Origin of the sequence: Amycolatopsis suaedae (genome assembly GCF_004214935.1) — a bacterium.
Classification (GTDB): domain Bacteria; phylum Actinomycetota; class Actinomycetes; order Mycobacteriales; family Pseudonocardiaceae; genus Amycolatopsis; species Amycolatopsis suaedae.
Map to the genome: position 1 here is coordinate 110715 of NZ_SFCC01000013.1, position 21594 is coordinate 132308.

17 protein-coding genes are annotated in these 21594 nt (G+C 71.2%); all 17 read left to right on the forward strand.

Features of this window, described 5'->3' with window-relative positions; translation table 11 throughout:
* Positions 1 to 11 precede the first annotated feature (11 nt).
* The 17 genes from EWH70_RS25075 to EWH70_RS25155 all read left to right on the forward strand — a co-directional run bounded on the left by EWH70_RS25075 (position 12) and on the right by EWH70_RS25155 (position 21584).
* The gene (locus EWH70_RS25075; protein WP_240687214.1) at positions 12 to 962 is read left to right on the forward strand and encodes an aldo/keto reductase; all 951 of its coding nucleotides are present in this window, start codon (positions 12 to 14) and stop codon (positions 960 to 962) included.
* A 216-nt stretch (positions 963 to 1178) separates the two neighbouring features.
* Entirely contained in the window at positions 1179 to 2186 is a 1008-nt protein-coding gene (locus EWH70_RS25080) for an NAD-dependent epimerase/dehydratase family protein (RefSeq protein WP_240687215.1), read from the forward strand.
* Positions 2187 to 2214: 28 nt separating this feature from the next.
* Positions 2215 to 3480, forward strand: a complete 1266-nt coding sequence (locus tag EWH70_RS25085; protein WP_130477971.1) for an activator-dependent family glycosyltransferase — start codon at positions 2215 to 2217, stop codon at positions 3478 to 3480.
* Positions 3481 to 3512: 32 nt separating this feature from the next.
* Complete coding sequence (locus tag EWH70_RS25090; protein WP_130477972.1) at positions 3513 to 4784, forward strand: activator-dependent family glycosyltransferase; 1272 nt, start codon at positions 3513 to 3515, stop codon at positions 4782 to 4784.
* A gap of 37 nt (positions 4785 to 4821) precedes the next feature.
* Complete coding sequence (locus tag EWH70_RS25095) at positions 4822 to 6090, forward strand: activator-dependent family glycosyltransferase (protein ID WP_130477973.1); 1269 nt, start codon at positions 4822 to 4824, stop codon at positions 6088 to 6090.
* Positions 6091 to 6112: 22 nt separating this feature from the next.
* The gene (locus tag EWH70_RS25100) at positions 6113 to 7375 is read left to right on the forward strand and encodes an activator-dependent family glycosyltransferase (protein WP_130477974.1); all 1263 of its coding nucleotides are present in this window, start codon (positions 6113 to 6115) and stop codon (positions 7373 to 7375) included.
* A 20-nt stretch (positions 7376 to 7395) separates the two neighbouring features.
* Positions 7396 to 8658, forward strand: a complete 1263-nt coding sequence (locus EWH70_RS25105) for an activator-dependent family glycosyltransferase (protein WP_130477975.1) — start codon at positions 7396 to 7398, stop codon at positions 8656 to 8658.
* 5 nt (positions 8659 to 8663) lie between these two features.
* On the forward strand, positions 8664 to 9941 hold the full coding sequence (locus EWH70_RS25110) for an activator-dependent family glycosyltransferase (RefSeq protein WP_130477976.1): 1278 nt from the start codon (positions 8664 to 8666) through the stop codon (positions 9939 to 9941).
* A gap of 5 nt (positions 9942 to 9946) precedes the next feature.
* Positions 9947 to 11233, forward strand: coding sequence for an activator-dependent family glycosyltransferase (locus EWH70_RS25115; protein ID WP_130477977.1), 1287 nt, complete (start codon positions 9947 to 9949; stop codon positions 11231 to 11233).
* A gap of 1 nt (position 11234) precedes the next feature.
* The gene (locus EWH70_RS25120; protein ID WP_130477978.1) at positions 11235 to 12512 is read left to right on the forward strand and encodes an activator-dependent family glycosyltransferase; all 1278 of its coding nucleotides are present in this window, start codon (positions 11235 to 11237) and stop codon (positions 12510 to 12512) included.
* Positions 12513 to 12540: 28 nt separating this feature from the next.
* A complete protein-coding gene (locus EWH70_RS25125; protein WP_130477979.1) occupies positions 12541 to 13815 on the forward strand; it encodes an activator-dependent family glycosyltransferase in 1275 nt (424 codons plus the stop codon).
* A 17-nt stretch (positions 13816 to 13832) separates the two neighbouring features.
* Positions 13833 to 15101 (forward strand): activator-dependent family glycosyltransferase, encoded by a 1269-nt coding sequence (locus tag EWH70_RS25130; RefSeq protein WP_130477980.1) that lies wholly within the window; start codon positions 13833 to 13835, stop codon positions 15099 to 15101.
* A 19-nt stretch (positions 15102 to 15120) separates the two neighbouring features.
* A complete protein-coding gene (locus EWH70_RS25135; RefSeq protein WP_130477981.1) occupies positions 15121 to 16455 on the forward strand; it encodes an activator-dependent family glycosyltransferase in 1335 nt (444 codons plus the stop codon).
* Positions 16456 to 16483: 28 nt separating this feature from the next.
* Positions 16484 to 17767 carry an activator-dependent family glycosyltransferase gene (locus tag EWH70_RS25140; RefSeq protein ID WP_130477982.1) on the forward strand — a complete coding sequence of 428 codons (1284 nt, stop codon included), beginning with the start codon at positions 16484 to 16486 and terminating at the stop codon, positions 17765 to 17767.
* Between the two features lie 9 nt (positions 17768 to 17776).
* Positions 17777 to 19051 carry an activator-dependent family glycosyltransferase gene (locus EWH70_RS25145; RefSeq protein WP_130477983.1) on the forward strand — a complete coding sequence of 425 codons (1275 nt, stop codon included), beginning with the start codon at positions 17777 to 17779 and terminating at the stop codon, positions 19049 to 19051.
* A 5-nt stretch (positions 19052 to 19056) separates the two neighbouring features.
* Entirely contained in the window at positions 19057 to 20334 is a 1278-nt protein-coding gene (locus EWH70_RS25150; RefSeq protein WP_130477984.1) for an activator-dependent family glycosyltransferase, read from the forward strand.
* Complete coding sequence (locus EWH70_RS25155; protein ID WP_130477985.1) at positions 20331 to 21584, forward strand: nucleotide disphospho-sugar-binding domain-containing protein; 1254 nt, start codon at positions 20331 to 20333, stop codon at positions 21582 to 21584. Before EWH70_RS25150 ends, EWH70_RS25155 begins: the two co-directional genes overlap by 4 nt.
* The last annotated feature ends 10 nt before the right edge of the window (positions 21585 to 21594 follow it).

Sequence of the window (21594 nt, forward strand, 5' to 3'; positions counted from 1 at the left end):
ACGGATTTTCTGTGAGCGAAATCGGCCTCGGCTGTAGTTCGATGTCACATGGTTACGGCCCCGCGGAGCGCGACGACGAGGAGTCGATCCGGGTGCTCCACCGGGCGGTCGAACTGGGGATCACGATCTTCGACACCGCCGACGTCTACGGCCCCTACAGCAACGAGTACCTGCTGGGGCGCGCGTTGTCGGCGCACCGGGACAAGGTCCGGATCGCGACCAAGTGCGGCCTGGTCCCCCGTCCGGACGGCAAGTTCAGCCGCAACGGCAGTCCTGAGCACCTGCGCGCGGCCTGCGAGGCCTCCCTGCGCAGGCTGCGGGTGGACGCCATCGACCTGTACCAGCTGCACCGGGTCGACCCCGCCGTGCCCCTGGCCGAGTCCTGGGGTGCGCTGGGTGAGCTGGTCACCGAGGGCAAGGTGCGCGGTCTCGGCATCTCGCACGCCACCCCGGAGGAGCTCGAGGAGGTCCACGCGATCTTCCCGATCACGGCCATCCAGTACGAGCTGTCGGTCTGGGTCACCAAGAGCCTCGACGACATCCTGCCGTGGACGCAGAAGAACGGCGTGGGGTTCCTGGCGTTCTGCCCGATCGGCCGCGGCTACCTGTCCGGCCGGGTCAACCAGGACCAGCTCGGCGAGGACGACTCGCGCAAGCGCGATCCCCGCTTCGCCGCCGCGGCGATGGCACGCAACCAGGCCATCGTCGACGGACTGAACCGGATCGCCGCGCGGCACGGCGCCACCCCCGCCCAGGTGGCGATCGCGTGGACCCTCACCCACGGCGACAACGTCGTGCCCATCCCCGGCACCCGGCGGCTGCGCTGGCTGGAGGAGAACGCGGCCGCCGCACGGCTGCGGCTGACCGTCGAGGACCTGCGCGACATCGCCGCGTTGCCCAAGGCGGACGGCGAGATGGTCTGGGACCGCTTCCGGTCCGCGCCCGCACCCACGGGCAGCTGAGCGGCGTCCCGCCAGCGAGACGCCGCCGGAGGGCAAATCGCCGTCCGGCAAACCTTACGTTCGGCGCCCGCACCGACCAGACTGTATTCACCGGAGAAGTGAAACGGGTTGGCCGGGCTCATTCCGGCATTCCCCGAGAAATGCCGTGGTGTCATTCGCACGCGCTGCCGCGGCTACCGGAACGTTTCCCACCCATAGGTGACCGAAGGAGAATCCGTGGGCAAGCAGGCGGCGAAACCACTCATTACCGTTCTCGGCTCGTCGGGCCTGCTCGGGACCGCGATCACCCGGATGCTGGCCTCCCAGCCGGTCCGGCTGCGGCTCGTCGGCCGCCGCGAGACCACGGTGCCCCGCTCGTGCGAAGCCGACGTGGAGGTCCGCACCCTCGACCTCGCGACGCCCGGCGCCGTGGCCGAGGCCGTGACCGGTGCCGACACCGTGTTCCACCTCGTGGCCCACATCAGCGGCGCCAGCACGTGGCGGGTGTCCTCCGGTGACCCGGTCGCCGAGCGGGTCAACACCGGCCTGGTCCACGATCTGGTCGACGCCATTCGCACGGAACGCCGTGCCACTGCGCCGATCGTGCTGTTCGCCGGATCGATGTCGCAGGCGGGCAGGGTCTCCAAGGCCCGGATCGACGGCAGCGAGCCGGACCGCCCGCTGACCACCTACGACAAGCAGAAGCTCGAGGCGGAGAAGGCGATCCTGAACGCCCACGCCGAAGGCCTGATCCGCGGCAGTTCGCTGCGCCTGGCCACGCTGTACACGCAGGGGTCGGACTCCCCCTCGCTGGACCGCGGTGTGGTCGCCGGGATGATGCGGCGCGCGTTCGCCGGCCAGCCGCTGACCATGTGGCACGACGGCACCGTGAAGCGGGACCTGATCTGCGTCGACGACGTGGCGAGCGCGTTCATCACGGCCTACCAGCAGATCGACGTCACCGCGGGGCGCCCGTGGCTGATCGGCAGCGGTCAGGCGACCAGCGTCGCCGAGTTGTTCGGGATGATCTCCAAGACCGTCGCCACCCGCACCGGCGACGCGCCGGTCCCGGTGACCTCGGTGGAGCCTGCCGAGCATTCCATGCCCACCGACCTGCTCGACTTCGTCCTCGACCCGTCGGCCTTCCAGTCCAGCACCGGATGGACCGCGCGGGTGCCGCTGCTCGAAGGCCTGGACCGGCTCGCCGGCGCCATGATCTCGGAGAGCACGGCCACCACCCGCTGACCGCGAACCGACGCAGAGAGGGGGCACCGTGCGCATCCTGGTGGCCGTCAACCCGGAACGAGCCGTCTTCCTTTACCTGGTGCCGATGCTGTGGGCGCTGCGCACGGCCGGTCACGACGTGCGGGTCGCCAGCACCCCCTCGCTGTCGGACACGATCACCCAGGCCGGGCTGACCGCGGTTCCCGTCGGCCGGGACCGCGGTGGCCGGGCAGCCGGCCGCGGCGACGCCGATCACGAAGCCGACCGGGCCGGGATTCCGGCTCCCTACGACGTGTTCACCGACTTCGACCGGGCGAGCTGGGACTATCTCCTGCCCTCGATGACCGAGGCGGTCCGGGGCTGGCACTGGCTCACCAACGCGCCGCTGGTGGCCGGGCTCACCGAGTACGCCAGACGCTGGGAACCCGACCTGGTCATCTGGGACCCGTTCACCTTCGCCGGCGCCGTGGCCGCCAAGGCCAGCGGCGCCGCACATGCGCGGATGCTGTTCGGGGTCGACGTCGTGGGCCCCACCCGCGACCACTTCCTGCGCCGCTGGACCGAGCAGCCGCCCGCCGGGCGGGCGGATCCGTTCGCCGAGTGGCTGGGCGGCTACGGTCGCAAGTACGGTTTCGAGTTCTCCGAGGACATGGTCACCGGCAACTTCACCATCGACCAGTTCCCGCGCAGCCTCGGCGTCGAGGCGAACCTCGACTACGTCCGCACCCAGTACATCCCCTACGGTGGCGCCGCCGTCGTGCCCGGCTGGCTGCGGGAGCCGCCTCGGCGGCCACGGGTGGCACTGACCATGGGACTGAGCGCGACGGAGTCGTTCAACGGCTACACCGTCGGGCTTGCCGACCTGCTGGCCGCACTGTCCGAACTGGACGTCGAGGTGGTCGCCACCGTCGCCGAGTCCGAACAGGACAAGCTCGGCACGATCCCGGACAACACCAGGGTCGTGTCCTACGTGCCCTGGCACGCGCTGGCGCCCACCTGCTCGGTCGTCATCCACCACGGCGGTGCGGCCACCCTGGCCACCACGGCCCGGCACCCGGTCCCCCAGCTCGCCCTGCACTACCACTACGACCAGCCGTTCCTGGCCGGCCGGCTCGCCGAGCAGGGCGCCGGGCTGGAGATCCACACCAGCAAGGCCACCGGCGACACCGTCCGCGACGCCGTCACCCGCCTGCTGTCCGAACCCCGGTTCACCGAGCGAGCCGTCGCACTGCGCGACGAGATGTTCGCCCTGCCGAGCCCGAACGAGGCCGTCGGCCTCGTCGAGGAGCTGACCGTCAAGCACCGCGTCCGGTAACCGCCCACCACCGACCCGAAAGAGACCACACGATGCGCATCCTGCTCGCCACGAGCCCAGAAAAGAGCATCTTTCTGTACCTGGTGCCGATGATGTGGGCGCTGCGCACCGCCGGTCACGAGGTCCGGGTCGCCAGCCAGCCGAGGTTCGCCGACACGATCACCCAGTCGGGACTCACCGCCGTCCCGGTCGGCCGGGACCGCGACCCGTGGCGGATCACCGCCGACATGCCCGAGGAACGCGAGCGCGGCCGCAAGGGCCTGCCCGCCCCGTACGACGCGTTCGACGACTACGAGCGGGCCACGTGGGAGTACCTCGAACCGGAACTGGCCAACGCCGTGCAGGGCTGGCACTGGCTCACCAGCTTCCCGCTCATCGCCGGGCTCACCGAGTACGCCAGGCAGTGGGAACCCGACCTGATCATCTGGGAACCGCTGTGCTTCGCCGGCCCGATCGCGGCCAAGGCCAGCGGCGCGGCACACGCGCGGATGCTGTTCGGTGTCGACGTGTGGGGTCCCACCCGGGAGCACTTCCTGCGCAGGCGGGAGGAGCAGCCGCCGGAGGCACGCACGGACCCCTTCGCCGACTGGCTGGGCAGCTACGCCCGCAAGTACGGTGGCGAGTTCTCCGAGGACATGGTCACCGGTCACTTCACGATCGACCAGTTCCCGCTCAGCCTCTCGGTCGAGGCGGCCGGCCTGAACTACCTGCGCACGCAGTACATCCCCTACGGCGGCACGGCCGTGGTCCCGGACTGGCTGCAGCGGCCGGCCGAGCGGCCCCGGGTGGCACTCACCCTCGGCCTGACCGCGACGGAGATCTTCAACGGGTACAACGTCCCGCTGTCCGACATCCTCGGCTCACTGTCCGAACTGGACATCGAGGTGGTCGCCACCGTCGCCGATTCGGAGCGGCACAAGCTCGGCACGCTGCCCGGCAACGTCCGCATCGTGTCCTACGTGCCCTGGCACGCCATCGTGCCGACCTGCTCGGCCGTGGTACACCACGCCGGAGCCGCCACGCTGGCCACCACCGCACGGCACCCGGTCCCCCAGCTCGCCCTGCACTACCACCACGACCAGCCGACGCTGGCCCGCAAGCTCGCGGAGCAGGGCGCCGGCCTGGAGATCCACACCACCCAGGTCACCGGCGACGGTGTGCGCGACGCGGTGGCACGGCTGCTGACCGAGCCCCGGTTCACCGAGCGGGCCGCCGCGCTGCGCGACGAGATGTTCGCGCTGCCCTCCCCCAACGAGGCCGTCGCCCAGCTGGAGGAGCTGACCACCAAACACCGTTCCCGCTGACCACCAGGATCGACCGAGATCGAGGAAAGACACGACTATGCGCGTCCTGTTCGCCACCTACCCGGAGAAGACGCTCTTCCAGCCGATGGTGCCGCTGGCGTGGGCGCTGCGCACCGCCGGCCACGAGGTCCGGGTCGCCAGCCAGCCGCGGTTCGCCGGCACGATCACCCAGGCCGGGCTCACCGCCGTCCCGGTGGGGCACGACCGGGAGTTCTGGCGCATCATGTCCAGCAAGCCGGACCGGCTGGCCGCGCTGCGGGTGGGCATCATGGAGCCCTACGACGCGTTCGACAACCCGGACAGGGACAACTGGGAGTACCTGAAGCCGGGCATCGCCGAGGCCGTGTGGGGCTGGCACCGCACCAGCAGCTTCCCGATGCTGGGCGGGCTGGTCGAGTTCGCCCGGTCATGGCAGCCCGACCTGGTCATCTGGGACCCGCTCAACTACGCCGGCCCGATCGCCGCCAAGGCGTGCGGAGCGGCGCACGCGCGGCTGCTGTGGAGCGTCGACGTCTGGGGCGGGGTGCGTGACAAGTACCTGCGCCACCTGGCCGCCCAGCCCGACAGTGAGAAGACCGACCCCTTCGCGGACTGGTTCGGCAGCTACGGGCGCAAGTACGGCTTCGAGTTCAGCGAGGACATGGTCACCGGCAACTTCACCATCGACCAGATCCCGCCCAGCCTGCAGATCCCTGCCGACGTGCACAACGTCGGGATGCGCTTCACCCCCTACGGCGGTGCCGCCACCGTGCCGGACTGGCTGCGACGGCCGGCGCAGCGCCCACGGGTCGCGCTGACCATGGGGGTGAGCGCCACCGAGCTGTTCGGCGGATACAGCCTGCCGGCCGGCGAACTACTCGAGTCACTGTCCGAACTGGACGCCGAGATCGTCGCCATCGTCGCCGAGTCCGAACAGGCGAAGCTGGGCACCCTGCCGGACAACGTCCGGATGGAGTCCTACATCCCGCTGCTCGCGCTGGCGCCCACCTGCTCGGCCGCCGTGCACCACGCCGGGTTCGGCACGCTGACCACGTTCGCCCTGCACGGCGTTCCCCAGCTGGCCCTGCCCTACCACTTCGACGAGCCGATCTTCGCCGAGCGGCTGGTCGGCATGGGCGCGGGACTGCAGATCCACAACGACCTCGCCACCGGCCCGGACGTCGCCGCCGCCACCCGGCGGCTGCTCACCGAGCCGGAGTTCCGGCGGGGAGCCGCGACGCTGCGCGAGGAGATCCTGCGCATGCCCACCGCCAACCAGCTCGTACCCGAGGTCGAGCAGCTCGTCACCAAGTACCGCACCCGATAGACCGCGACCCGAGGACGACACCATGCGCGTGCTGTTCACCACCTACCCGGAGCGGACCATCTTCCAGCCGATGGTCCCGTTGGCCTGGGCGCTGCGCACCGCGGGACACGACGTCCGGGTCGCCAGCCAGCCCTCGTTCGCCGGCGAGATCACCCAGGCCGGCCTCACCGCCGTGCCGATCGGCAGGCAGCACACCAACACGCTGCGCAGGCTCGCCGAGGCCAACCCCGAGCTGGCCGAGGCCGAGCGGGTCGGGCTTCCCTCGCCCTACGACGCGGCCGCGCCGGGCGAGCAGCCGATCACCTTCGACCGGATGGTCTCCGGCTACCGCAACGTGCTGGAGATCTGGCACAAGCAGAACAACTTCCCGCTCATCACCGGGCTGGTGGAGTTCGCCAGGCAGTGGGAACCCGACCTGATCATCTGGGAACCGCACACCTACGCCGGTCCCATCGCGGCCAAGGCCTGCGGCGCCGCGCACGGCAGGCTGCTGTGGAGTGTCGACATCTTCGGCGTCACCCGGGAGCGTTTCCTGGACCTGAAGCCGGACCAGGGCCCGGACCCGCTGGCGGACTGGCTGGGCTCCTACGGCCGCCGGTACGGGTTCGAATTCTCCGAGGACATGGCCACCGGCCAGTTCAGCATCGACCCGCTGCCGGAGTCCATCCGGCTGGACTCCGGGCTGGACAAGCTCCCGATGCGGTACGTGCCCTACAACGGCGCCGCGGTGGCGCCGTCGTGGCTGCGAACGCCGCCCGCCAAGCCAAGGGTCGCGCTGACCCTGGGCACCTCGGCCACCGAGATCTTCACCGGCTACACGGTCAGCGTGCAGGACATCCTGGACGCGCTGGCGGGCCTGGACGTCGAGATCGTGGCCACCGTCGCCGAGTCGAAGCAGGGTGAGCTGGAGCGGGTTCCCGACGGCACCCGGCTGGTCTCCTACGTCCCGCTGCACGACCTGGCGCCGACCTGCTCGGTAATCGTCAACCACGCCGGCCCCGGCACGGTACTGACCACCGCGGTCAACGCCACCCCGCAGCTGACCATGCCGTACGAGTTCGACGAGCCCGAGCTGGCCAGGCAGGTCGCCCAGCGCGGCGCCGCACTCACCGTCGTCGGCGACCAGGACGCGGGGCGCGGCATCCGGGACAACGTCCTGCGGCTGCTGTCCGAACCGTCGTTCGCGGCCGACGCGGCCGGGCTGGCCGCCGAGATGGCCGCACTGCCCAGCCCCAACGAGCTGGTCGAGCCGCTGGAACAACTGGCCACCAAGTACCGGGCCTGACCGGCCGGAAGGGATCGTCGATGCGTGTCCTGTTCGCCACCAACCCGCCGCGCAGCGTCCTGCGCTACATGGTGCCGCTGGCGTGGGCGCTGCGCACGGCCGGGCACGAGGTGCGCTTCGCCGCCCAGCCCGCGCTGGCGAGCGAGATCACCCAGGCCGGGCTCACCGCCGTTCCGGTCGGTCACAGCAGGGACATGCCGAAGGTCGCCGAGCGCACCGGCGTCGAGGCCGAACGTGCCGGGCTGCCCGCGCCCTACGACGCCTACGACACCCCGGAGAAGGCGAACTGGGACTACGTGCGCACGGCGCTGGCCGGTCCGGGGATGGAGTCGGTCAAGTACGGCAACTTCCCCGTCGTGGCCGGACTGGTGGACTTCGCCCGCTCGTGGGAGCCCGACCTGGTGGTGTGGGATCCGCTGTGCAACGCGGGTGCCATCGCCGCGGCCGCCTGCGGTGCCGCCAGCGCCCGTCTGCTCATCGGCTACGACGTGACCGGCGGCTTCCGCGAGCTGTACCTGCGGCTGCAGGCGGAGCAGCCGGAGGCCGAACGCGGTGACGCGCTGGCCGACTGGCTGGGTGCCTACGGCCGCAAGTACGGCTTCGCCTTCTCCGAGGAACTGGTCACCGGGCACTTCACCGTCGACCAGTTCCCCGCCAGCCTGCAGGCCGAGACCGGCCTGGACTACGTGCGCACGCAGTTCATCCCCTACGGCGGCGCCTCCGTCGTACCCGGCTGGCTGCACAAGCCCGCCGAGCGGCCGAGGGTGGCGCTCACCCTCGGCCTGAGCGCCACCGAGGTGTACGGCGGGTACACCCTGTCCCTGCCCGACATCTTCGCCGCACTGTCCGAACTGGACGTCGAGGTGGTCGCCACCGTCGCCGAGTCCGAACAGGACAAGCTCGGCACGATCCCGGACAACACCAGGGTCGTGTCCTACGTGCCCTGGCAGGCACTGGTGCCCACCTGCTCGGCGGTCATCCACCACGCCGGCGCGGCCACCCTGGCCACCACCGCCCGCTACCCGGTCCCCCAGCTGTCCCTGCACTACCACTTCGACCAGCCGCTGCTGGCGCACAAGCTCGCCGAGCAGGGCGCCGGGCTGGAGATCCACACCAGCAAGGCCACCGGCGGAGCCGTCCGCGACGCCGTCGCCCGCCTGCTGTCCGAACCCCGGTTCACCGAGCGAGCCGTCGCACTGCGCGACGAGATCCTCGCCCTGCCCACGCCCAACGAGCTCGTCGGCAGGCTGGAAGAACTGACCACGAAGCACCGCGGCCGGTGAGCGGGATGAAGGTACTGATCACCACCTACGCCGAGCGGACCCACTTCCTGCTGCTGGTCCCGCTGGCCTGGGCGCTGCGCACGGCCGGGCACGAAGTCCGGGTCGCGGTACAGCCCAAGCTGGTCGACACGGTCACCCAGGCCGGGCTGACGGCGGTGCCGGTCGGGCACGACCGCGATCTGTGGGACCTGATCCCCCGCACCGGCGCGATGAACTTCTTCGGCAAGGAAACCGGCTGGCCCGCGCCGTACGACTCCGCCGAGCAGGACGCCGCCGAAGTCACCTGGGAACAGCTGCGCACCGGCTACCGCGACGTGGCGGTCCGCTGGCACAAGACCAGCAACGTCCCGATCGTGGCCGACCTGGTCGACTTCGCCCGGTCCTGGGAACCGGACCTGGTGATCTGGGAGCCCACCACCTACGCGGGCGCGATCGCCGCGACGGCCTGCGGGGCCGCCCACGCCAGGATCCTGATCGGCGCCGACGTCTTCGGCATCACCCGCGACCACGCGACGCGGCTGATCCGCGAGCACGCGATCCCCGAGCGGGAGGACCCGCTGGCCCACTGGCTGGGCAGCTACGCGCGCAAGTACGGCGGCGAGTTCACCGAGGCCATGGTCACCGGTCACTTCACCATCGACCAGCTGCCGCCGTCGCTGGCCTTCCACGGTGGCCACCACTACCTGCACGCCCGCTACACGCCCTACGGCGGACCGGCGGTCGTGCCGGGCTGGCTGTCCACTCCGCCGCCGCGGCCCCGGGTCGCGCTGACCATGGGACTGACGGCCAACGACCGCACCGGGGAGTACCCGGTGAACCTGCAGGACGTCCTCGACGCCGTGGCCGACCTCGACGTCGAACTGGTCGCGACCGTCACCGACGCCGGCCGCGAGGCACTGGACCGGATCCCGGACAACGCGCGGCTGGTGCCGTTCGTCCCGCTGCAGGCGCTGATGCCGACCTGTTCGGCGGCCATCCACCACGCCGGAGTGGGCACGCTGGCCACCACGGCACTGGCCGCGGTCCCGCAGCTGACGCTGCCGTGGGACGTCGACCAGCCGATGATCGGGCGGCGGCTGGCCGAGCAGGGGGCGGGGCTGTGCATCCCTGCCACCGAGGTGACCGTGCCCGCGCTGCGGGAGGCGGTGCTGCGGCTGTTGTCCGAACCGTCGTTCGCGCGTGCGGCCGGGGCGCTGCGCGAGGAGATGCTCGCCCAGCCGGCTCCCAACCAGCTCGTCGCCCAGATCGAACAGCTGACCACCAAACACCGAAGCAACGGATGATGTCGATGCGCGTTCTGTTCACCACATACCCGGAGAAGACCCACTTCCTGGCCATGGCACCGCTGGCGTGGGCGCTGCGCACCGCGGGCCACGAGGTCCGCGTGGCCTGCCAGCCGAAGTTCACCGATGTCGTCACCCAGGCCGGGCTCACCGCCGTCCCGATCGGGCCGGACCGCGACCTGTGGCAGCTGATGTCGCGGGACCTGAACTGGTTCAGCCTCGGCCTCAACGGCCTGCCGGTGCCCTACGACACCGTCGACTGGCGGCCGCAGGACGTCACCTGGGACTACCTCAAGGACGGCTACGACATCCACGTGCCCAAGTGGCACAAGATGAGCAACGTCCCGATGATCCCGGACCTGGTGGAGTTCGCCCGGTCCTGGCAGCCGGACCTGGTGGTCTGGGAGCCCTCGACCTACGCCGGCGCGGTGGCGGCCGAGGCCGTGGGCGCCGCACACGCCCGGATCCTGTTCAGCCTCGACACCTACGGGGTGGCCCGCGACCACTTCCTGCGGCTGCGCGAGCAGCAGCCGCCCGAGGACCGGGCCGACCCGCTGGGCGAGTGGCTGGCGCCCTACGCCGACCGCTACGGCTTCGAGTTCAGCGAGTCCCTGATCACCGGGCAGTTCACCATCACCCAGCTGCCCCCGTCGCTCGGGATCGAGGCCGACCTGACCTACGAGCCGCTGCGTTACGTGCCCTACGGCGGGCCCGCGGTGGTCCCGCAGTGGCTGTCCACTCCGCCGGAACGGCCGAGGGTGGCGCTGACCATGGGGCTGAGCGTCGGCGCGACCGCCGCCGACGTGCTCCAGCTGGAGGACGTGTTCGAGGAGATCGCCGACCTGGACGTCGAGGTGGTCGCCACCCTGCCCGAGCAGGCGCAGAAGAGCATCGCCAAGGTGCCGGACAACGTCCGGATGGTGTCCTACGTGCCGCTGCACGCACTGATCCCGACGTGCACGGCGGTCATCCACCATGCCGGGTACGGCACGCTCGCGACCACGGCACTGCACGGCAAGCCGCAGATCATCGTGACGTGGAACGCCGACGGGCCGACGCTGGCCCGTCGCGTCGCCGCCCAGGGCGCCGGGCTGTCGCTGCACGTGGGCCAGGCCGTGGCATGGGGCGTCATGCGCAACCGGCTCACCCGCATCCTCACCGAGCCGAGGTTCACCGAGGCCGCGGGCCGGCTGCGCGACGAGATCCAGGCGATGCCCTCGCCCAACCAGCTGGCCGGCAGGCTGGAGAAGCTGGTGGCCGAGCACCGCCGTCCCGTGGCGGCGGCGAGCTGACATGCGCGTCCTGTTCGTCGCCAACCCGGAGAAGGCGCACTGCTTTCCCATGGTTCCGCTGGCCTGGGCACTACGGACCGAGGGCCACGAGGTCCGCTTCGCCAGCCAGCCGCACTTCTCCGGCGCCCTCACCCAGGCGGGCCTGACCGCGAACCCGGTCGGCCGGGACGCCGACATCTGGAAGCTCATGCCGAGGCACCCGGAGTTCAAGGGACAGCGCTGGGAACCCAAGTACGGGCTGAGCGTGCCCTACGAGGTGGCCGAGTTCCCGGAGAAGGCCGTCTGGGAGTACCTGCCCGAGGCCTACCGGCTGATCCTGAGGTACTGGCACAAACCGGCCTGTTTCCCGATGATCGGCGGGCTGGTCGACTTCGCCAAGGCGTGGCAGCCGGATCTGATCATCTGGGAGCCGCTGGCCATGGCCGGGCCGATCGCGGCCAAGGCGTGCGGTGCCGCGCACGCCCGGATGCTCTGGGGCATCGACGTGTTCGGCGTGACCAGGCAGACCTTCAACCAGGTCAAGAACTCGCTCCCGGCGGAGTACCACGAGGACCCGCTCGGCGAGTGGCTCGGCGCCTACGCCCGCAAGCACGGCGCCGAGTTCGGCGAGGACATGATCACCGGGCACTTCACCATCGACCAGCTCCCCGACTCGCTGCGGCTCGAAGCCGACCTGCATTACCTGTCGATGCGGCACGTGCCCTACGGCGGGCCCGCCGTCGTGCCCCGCTGGCTGTGGGACAAACCCGCCAAGCCGCGGGTCGCGCTGACCATGGGGATCAGCCTCATCGACCACGACGCCGGCTACTTCGTCGACCTGCAGGACATCCTCGACGAGATGGCCGATCTGGACATCGAGCTGGTGGTCACCATTCCCGAGTCCGAACAGCGCAAGCTGGCCAGGGTTCCGGCCAACACCCGGATGGTGTCCTACGTCCCGCTGCACGCACTGGCACCCACCTGCTCGGCGGTGATCACCCACGGCGGGTTCGGCACGTTCCTCACGATGGCACTGCAGGGAGTACCGCAGTTCAGTGCGCCGTGGGACTTCGACGCACCCGAGTTCGCCCGCCGCGCCGCGGCACAGGGCGGGTCGCTGACGATCCGCGCCGACGAAGCCACCGGCCGCCTCATCCGCGACGGCGTGGTGCGGCTGCTGACCGAGGCGTCGTTCACCGAGAAGTCGGCCGAACTGCGGGACGACCTGCTCGCACTGCCCACCCCCAACGAGCTGGTGCCCGAGATCGAGGCTCTCGTCACCAAACACCGCGTCCGCTGACCACCACACCCGACCGAGAGACGACACCATGCGCATCCTGTTCACCGTCAGCCCGGGAACGACCACGTTCAACGCCATGGTGCCGATGGCCTGGGCCCTGCGCACCGCAGGGCACGACGTCCGCGTCGCCAGCCAGCCGCTGTTCGCCGACGAGATCACCCAGGCGGGCCTGACCGCGGTGCCGGTCGGGCGCAGCCTCGGCATCCCCCGGCTGCTGCTGGCGATGGGGCTGGACTCGGCGACGGTCGAGGAGACCCGGGCCGGTTTCCCGCCGCCGTACAACATCTGGGAGGAGTCGGCCGGCGCCCGCTGGGAGGACACGCTGCCGGCGTTCGGCGCGGTGGTGGACGGCGCCAAGTACGAGACCTTCGCCATCGCCACCGCCCTGGTCGAGTTCGCCCGGTCCTGGGAACCGGACCTGGTGGTGTGGGAACCACTCACCCCGGTGGGTGCCATCGCCGCGAAGGCCTGCGGCGCCGCGCACGCCCGGCTGCTCTACGGCATCGACGCGTTCGGCCTGGCCCGGCAGAAGTTCCTGGCCATGAAGAACGAGCAGCCGGAGCCCGAACAGGGCGATCCGGTCGCCGACTGGCTGGGCGGCTACGCCCGCAAGTACGGCGGGGAGTACAGCGAGGACATGGCGGTCGGGCACTTCACCATCGACCAGATCCCGGCCAGCCTGCAGACCGAGGCGGACCTGCACTACCTGCGTACCCCGTACATCCCCTACGGCGGACGGGCCGTGGTGCCCGGCTGGCTGCAGCGCCGGCCCGAGCGGCCGAGGGTGGCGCTGACCATGGGCCTGTCGGCCACCGGCTACTTCTCCGGCTACACGGTCAACGTGCGCGACATCCTCGACGCACTGTCCGATCTGGACGTCGAGGTGGTCGCCACCGTCGCCGAGGAGGAACAGTCCGCGCTGGACCCGTTGCCGGACAACGCCAGGGTGGTGTCGTTCGTGCCGCTGCACGTGCTCGCCCCGACCTGCTCGGTGGCCATCACCCACGCCGGGTTCGGCACCCTCACCTCGTTCGCGCCGCACGGGGTGCCGCAGCTGACCCTGCCGTACCACTTCGACGAGCCGATGCTCGGTCGCAAACTCGCCGAGCAGGGCGCGGGCCTGTACCTCGACCCCACCGAGGCGACCGGCGAGGCGGTGCGGGAGGGCGTCGTGCGGCTGCTGGAGGACCGGGAGCTGCGTGGCGGCGCCGCCCGGCTGGCCGGCGAGATCGCCGAGCTGCCCACCCCCAACGAGCTGGTGCCTCGCATCGAGGAACTCACCCGCAAGCACTGTGCCCGCTAGCCACCCGAGGAACTCTGATGCGCGTTCTGTTCACGGTCAACCCGGAGAAGAGCACCTTCCTGTACCTGGTGCCGATGATGTGGGCGCTGCGCACGGCCGGGCACGAGGTCCGGGTGGCCAGCCAGCCCGGGTTCGCACCGACCATCACCCAGGCCGGTCTCACCGCGGTCGGCGTCGGCCGTGACGTGGACAAGTGGAAGGAGGCGAGGGAGAACCCGGAGCTGCTGGAAGCCTCCCGCGCCGGCCTGCCCTCGCCGTGGAACGCGCTCGACGACCCCGGCGGCACCACGTGGGAGCAGACGCTGGCCGCCCACGTCGCCGCTGTGGAGACCATCCACCACCCGGACAACGAGCCGATGCTGGCCGACCTGGTCGGCTACGCCCGGTCCTGGGAACCGGACCTCGTCGTGTGGGAACCGTTCTGCTACGCGGGTGCCGTCGCCGCGAAGGCGTGCGGCGCCGCTCACGCCCGCATGCTGTTCGGTGTCGACGTGTTCGGCCTGACCCGCGAGTTCTTCCTGCGCCGCCGCGGCGAGCAGCCACCGTCGCGGCGCGCCGACCCGATGGCGGACTGGCTCGGCGGCTACGGGGAGACCTACGGCTTCTCCTTCAGCGAAGACATGGTCGTCGGTCAGTTCACGATCGACCAGTTCCCCGCCAGCCTGCAGACCGAGGCGGACCTGCACTACGTCCGCACGCAGTACATCGCCTACGGCGGGCCCGCCGTGGTCCCCCGCTGGCTGTGGGAGCCGACGCGGCGTCCCCGGGTCGGGCTCACCCTCGGTCTGACCGCGACCGAGGTGTTCAGCGGCTACAACATCCCGCTGTCCGACATCCTCGGCGCACTGTCCGAACTGGACATCGAGGTGGTCGCCACCGTCGCCGAGTCCGAGCAGGCCGGGCTCGGCGCCGTGCCGGCCAACGTCCGGCTGGTCTCCTACGTGCCGTGGCATGCGCTGGCACCGACCTGCTCGGCGGTGATCCACCACGCCGGGGCCGCGACCATGGGGACGACGATGCGGCATCCGGTGCCGCAGCTTGCCCTGCACTACCACTTCGACCAGCCGATACTCGGCCGCGCGCTCGCCGAGCACGGCGCGGGCCTGGAGATCCACACGACCAGAGCGACCGGCACGGGCATCCGCGACGCGGTCGAACGCCTGCTGTCCGAACCGCGGTTCGCCGAGCGGGCCCGCGACCTGCGCGACGAGGTCCTCGCCGCCCCCTCGCCCAACGAGCTCGTCGGCCAGCTCGAAGAACTCACCACCAAGTACCGCGGCCGCTGACCGGCCCAGGAGGAACGACATGCGCATCCTGTTCACCGCGAACCCGGAACCCACCGCGTTCGTCTCGATGGTTCCGCTGGCCTGGGCGCTGCGCACGGCCGGGCACGAGGTGCGGTTCGCCAGCCAGCCCGGCTTCGCCGGCCGGATCACCCAGGCCGGGCTCACCGCCGTCGGGGTCGGCCGGGACGTCGACATGTACCGCCGGATCCAGGCGGTGATGAGCGCGCTGGAGCACAACGAGAAACTGCGCGAGGCCTACGGCGACCTGTCCGACGAAGAGGCACTCGCACTGCTGGACCTCAAGCCCGGCCTGCCCGCGCCGTTCGACGTCGTCGAGTACCCGGAGCGGGCCACCTGGGACCACATGCTGGGTTCCTACGCGGGCACGGTCGAGGGTGACCACAAGCCGGAGAACTTCCCCGTCATCGCCGGGCTGGTCGAGTTCGCCCGCGCCTGGGAGCCGGACCTGGTCGTCTGGGAGCCGTCGAGCTACGCCGGGGCCATCGCGGCCAAGGCCTGCGGAGCCGCGCACGCCCGCCTGCTCGGACGGCTGGACCTGCTGGGGGTCACCCGCGGTCACTTCACCCGGCTGCTCGCCGAGCAGCCCGCCGACCAGGCCTACGACCCGTTCGCGGCCTGGGTGGACGGCTACTGCCGCAAGTACGGCTTCGAGTTCTCCGAGGACATGGTGACCGGCCACTTCACGGTCGACCAGCTCCCCGGTTCGCTGACCATGCACGACCCCGGGCTGCACTACGTGCCGATGCGGTTCGTGCCCTACGGCGGTGCCGCGACCGTCGAGAAGTGGCTGACCCGGCCCGCCGAGCGGCCCCGGGTCGCCCTCACCCTGGGCACCACCGCGGCCGAGCGGTTCGAGGGCTACACGGTCGACGTCGGTGACATCCTCACCGCGCTGGGCGACCTCGACGTCGAGGTGGTCGCCACCATCGCCGACAACGTCCGCGACACTCTGCCCGAGCTGCCCGCCAACGCCAGGGTCGTGTCGTACGCACCACTGCACGCGCTGGCACCGACCTGCTCGGTGGTGATCAACCACGCGGGCGCGGGCACGTTCCTGTCCACCGCGCTCTACGGCGTTCCGCAGCTGACGCTGCCGTGGGACCTCGACGAGCCCGAGCTGGCCCGGCGCGCGACCACCCAGGGCGGCGCACTGACCATCCACGGTGACGCGTGCACCGGCACCGGCGTGCGCGAGAACGTGCTGCGGCTGCTGGACGAACCGCGGTTCGCCGAACGCGCCGGGGTGCTGCGCGACGAGATGCTCGCCATGCCGGCGCCGAACGACGTGGTGGGCACGCTCGAGGAGCTGACCACCAAGTTCCGGATCAGATGACCACCACCGACAGACCCCGGAGGCCCCCATGCGTGTCTTGTTCGCCGTCAACCCCGCCACGAGCATCTTCAACTCGATGGTGCCCCTGGCGTGGGCGTTGCGCACCGCCGGCCACGACGTGCGGGTCGCCAGCCAGCACTACTTCGGCGAGGTGATCACCGCGGCGGGCCTGACGGCCGTTCCGGTCGGCCGCAACTCCGACTTCCTGCGCGCGATGACTGCCAAGGGCATCTCCGGCGAGGTCATGGAGGAGGCCAGAGCCGGCCTGCCCGCGCCGTTCGACATCGTCGACAACCCGGACCTGACCTGGGAGGAGACCCGTGACGCGCACGGCAGCGACATCGAGCGGTACAAGCTGGAGGGCTTCGCCATGCTCGCCGGCACCGTCGAGTTCGCCAGGGCGTGGCAGCCGGACCTGGTGGTGTGGGAGCCGTTCACCCCAGCCGGGGCCATCGCGGCCAAGGCCTGCGGTGCGGCGCACGCCCGCGTGGTGTGGAGCGTCGACGTCTTCGGGATCACCAGGGAACGCTTCCTCGGCAAGCGCAACGCCCAGCCAGTCGCCGAGCGGGAGGACCCGCTCGGCGACTGGCTGGGCGGCTACGCCCGCCGGTACGGCGGCGAGTTCACCGAGGACATGGCCGTCGGGCACTTCACCATCGACCCGGTGCCCGCCCCGCTGGGGATGCGCGCCGCGGACCCGCACTACCTGCCGATGCGCTACATCGCCTACAACGGCCCCGCGGTCGTCCCCGGCTGGCTGCAGAAACCCGCGGCCCGGCCCCGGGTGGCCATCACGCTCGGCGTGACCGCCATCGACCACTTCGCCGGCTACACGGTCAGCATCCAGGACATCCTCGACTCGCTGTCCGATCTGGACATCGAGGTGGTGGCCACCATCGACGAGGAGGAACAGGCCAAGCTGAAGCGGATCCCGGACAACGCGCGCCTGCTGCCCTACGTCCCGCTGAACGCGCTCGCCGCCACCTGCTCCGCCGTCGTCAACCACGCCGGCCCCGGCACGCTGCTCACCAGCGCGCTGCACGGCGTGCCGCAGCTGACCCTGCCGTTCCACTTCGACGAGCCGCTGCTGGCGGGCAAGCTGGCCGAGCAGGGCGCGGGCCTGACCATCGACCCCACGGCGACCAGCGGGCAGAACATCCGGGAGAACCTGCTGCGCCTGCTGGAGGAACCCTCGTTCACCGAGCGCGCGGTGGCGCTGCGCGAGGACATCGCCGCCATGCCCGCCCCCAACGAGCTGGTCGGCGAGATCGAGCGGCTCACCGTCAAGTACCGCACCCGGCAACCCGTTTAGGAAAGTCACATGCGCGTCCTGTTCACCATCATCTCCGAGAAGACCATGTTCCTCTCCATGGTCCCGCTGGCGTGGGCGATGCGTACCGCGGGCCACGAGGTGCGGGTCGCCTGCCAGCCCGCGTTCGCCGAGGTGGTCACCCAGGCCGGGCTGACCGCCGTTCCCGTGGGCAGGGACGCCACGATCTGGCGGATGGAGAGCCTCGACCCGGAACTGCTCGAGGAATCACGCGACGGCCTGCCCAGCCCGTGGAACATCGCCGCGGACCCGGCACTGGCCAGCTGGGACGAGCAGGTGCAGGGTCACATCGGCGCCGTCGACGAGGGCCACAAGCTGGAGAACTTCCCGCTGATCGGCGGCCTGGTCGAGTTCGCCCGTGCCTGGCAACCCGACCTCGTCGTCTGGGAACCACTGAGCTACGCGGGTTCCATCGCCGCCAAGGCGTGCGGGGCCGCGCACGCCCGACTGCTGTGGAGCATCGACGTCTTCGGGGTGACCCGTGAGCACTTCCTGCGGCTCAAGGCCCAGCAGCCCGCCGACGACCGGATCGACCCGCTGGCCGACTGGCTGGGCGGCTACGCCCGCAAGTACGGCGGCGAGTTCACCGAGGACATGACGACCGGGCAGTTCACCATCGACCCGCTGCCCGGCTCGATCGCCATGCGGGCGGGACATCTGGACTACCTGCCGATGCGCTACGTCGCCCACAACGGCGTCGCCGTCGTGCCCGACTGGCTGCAGCGGCAGCCGCGGCGGCCCCGGATCGCGCTGACGCTGGGCACCACCGCCGTCGAGCAGTTCGCCGGATACACCGTCAGCGTGCAGGACATCCTCGACGCACTGTCCGATGTGGACGCGGAGGTGGTCGCCACGGTCGCCGAGGCCGAACAGGCCAAGCTGCGCAGCGTGCCGGACAACGCCCGGATCGTGTCCTACGTACCGCTGGACGCGCTCGCGGCCACCTGCTCGGTGGTGATCAACCACGCCGGGCCGGGAACGCTGCTCACCGCGGCGGCACACGCCGTCCCGCAGCTCACCCTGCCCTGGGAGTTCGACGCGCCCGAGCTGGCCCGCCGGGTCGCCGAGCAGGGCGCGACGCTCAACATCCACGGCAGGCGGATCGACGGCGGCGTGGTCCGCGAAGGCGTGCTGCGGCTGCTGTCCGAACCCGGCTACCGCGACCGCGCGGTGGCGCTGCGCGACGAGATGGCCGCGCTGCCCTCGCCCAACGAGCTGGTCGGCCGGATCGAGGAACTCACCACCAAACACCGAGCCGACGGGTGATGCCGATGCGCGTGCTGTTCACCACCTACCCGGAGAAGACCATCTTCCAGCCGATGGTCCCGCTCGCCTGGGCACTGCGCACCGCGGGACACGACGTCCGGGTCGCCAGCCAGCCCTCGTTCGCCGCCGAGATCACCCAGGCCGGCCTCACCGCCGTCGGCGTCGGCAGGCATCAGGCCAACAACTGGCGCAGGCTGCAGGAGATCGACCCGGACGTCACCGACAGCCGGCGAGCAGGCCTGCCACCGCCGTACGACAGCGCGGTGGCCGACGAGACCACGCTCGACCCGGAGGCCATGCGGGCGGCCTACCGGACCATGGTCGACTCCGGTCACAAGCTGAACAACTTCCCGCTGGTGCCCGGTCTGGTGGAGTTCGCCCGGCAGTGGCAGCCGGACCTGGTCGTCTGGGAGGCCACCACCTACGCCGGCGCGCTCGCCGCCCGCGCCTGCGGTGCGGCCCACGCGCGGATGCTGTGGAGCATCGACGTCTTCGGCGTCACCCGGCAGCGGTTCCTGCGCGCCACCGGCGGGACCGGCCCGGACCCGCTGGCCGGCTGGCTGGGCGGCTACGCCCGCAAGTACGGCTTCGAGTTCGGCGAGGACCTGGTCACCGGGCAGTTCACCGTCGACCAGCTCCCCGGGTCGCTGAGCATGCGGGCCGACGGCCCGCACTACCTGCCGGTGCGGTACGTGCCCTACGGCGGCGCCGCGACGGTGCCGTCCTGGCTGCGCGAACGGCCGGCCCGGCCGCGGATCGGGCTCACGCTGGGCACGTCCGCCGTCGAGCAGTACACCGGGTACTCGGCCAGTGTCGGGGAGATTCTCCACGCACTGTCCGATCTGGACGTCGAGGTGGTCGCCACCGTCGCCGGGTCCGTGCAGGCGAAGCTGGGCACCGTCCCGGGCAACGCCCGGATCGTGTCCTACGTGCCACTGCACGCGCTGGCACCGACCTGTTCGGCCGTCATCAACCACGCCGGACCGGGAACGCTGCTCACCTCGGCGCTGGCCGGGGTGCCACAGCTCGCCCTGCCGAGGGACTTCGACGAGCCCGAGCTGGCCCGCCGGGCCGCCGCGCAGGGCGCTGTGGTGTCGCTGCACGACGGTCCGGTCACCGGCGCGCACATCCGCGAGCAGGTCGTGCGGCTGCTGGACGAGGCCACCTTCGGCGAGCGCGCCGCCGCGCTGCGCGAGGAGATCCTGGACCTGCCCGCCCCTGGCCGGCTGGTCGGGCAACTCGAGGAGCTGACCGTGAAGTTCCGGACCGGGGTGACCCGGTGAAGGTCCTGTTCTGCGCACTGCCGCAGAAGACGCACGTGCTGGGGATGGTGCCGCTGGCGTGGGCGCTGCGTACCGCCGGGCACGAGGTGCGGTTCGCGTGCCTGCCCGGCTTCGCCGCGACGATCACCCAGGCCGGGCTCACCGCCGTCCCGGTCGGCTGGGACCTCGAACCCGAGGACGACTCGCCCGAGGCGGTGGCGGCACTGCAGGAACTGCGCCGCGGGCTTCCCCTGCCCTACGACATCGCCACCACCCTGCCCGGCCCGGTGACCTGGACCGAGGAGCGCCGGGAGGCGTTCGAGGTGATGGTCACCTACGCCTTCGGCGAGGACAACGCCCCGATGCTGCCCGCACTGGTCGACCTGGCCCGCGCGTGGCAGCCGGACCTCGTCGTCTGGGAACCGTTCACCTACGCCGGCCCGATCGCCGCGGCCGCCTGCGGCGCCGCGCACGCCCGGCTGCTGTTCAGCGTCGACTTCCTCGGCGTGCCGCACGACTGGATCGTCCGCAACGTCGCCGGCGATCCGCTGACGGCGTGGCTCACGTCGACCGCGTGCGAGCACGGTGTCGAGTTCACCCCCGACCTGCTGGCCGGCCAGTTCACCATCGACCAGTCCCCCGCGTCCCTGCGGATCACCGCGCCGGACCACGAGTACCTGTCCATGCGGTACAGCCCCTACGGCGGCGCGGCGACGGTCCCGCCGTGGCTGCAGCGGCCCGCCGAACGGCCCCGGGTGGCGCTGACCCTGGGGACCTCGGCGACCGAGGATCTGCCCGGCTACCGGGTCAACGTCGCGGGTATCCTCGACGCACTGTCCGATGTGGACGTGGAGGTGGTCGCCACCCTCGCCGAGCCCGAGCAGGCGAAGCTGGGCACCGTCCCGGACAACGCCCGGATCGTGTCCTACGTGCCGCTGGACGCACTGGCGGCCACCTGCTCGGCGGCCATCAACCACGGCGGCTTCGGGACCCTGAGCACGTTCATCCGGCACGCGGTCCCCCAGCTGACCCTGCCGCACGACTTCGAGGGACCGCTGATCTGCCGCAAGCTCGCCGAGCAGGGCGCGGGGCTCACCGTGCACGCCGACGAGGCGTCCGGCGAGCACGTCCGCGCCGGCCTGCTGCGGCTGCTGACCGAACCGGCTTTCGCCGAGCGGGCGGCCGCACTGCGGGACGAGGTCACCGCACTGCCCACCCCCAACGAGCTCGTCGGCCGGATCGAAGAGCTCACCACCAAGTACCGCACCTAGGAGGACGACG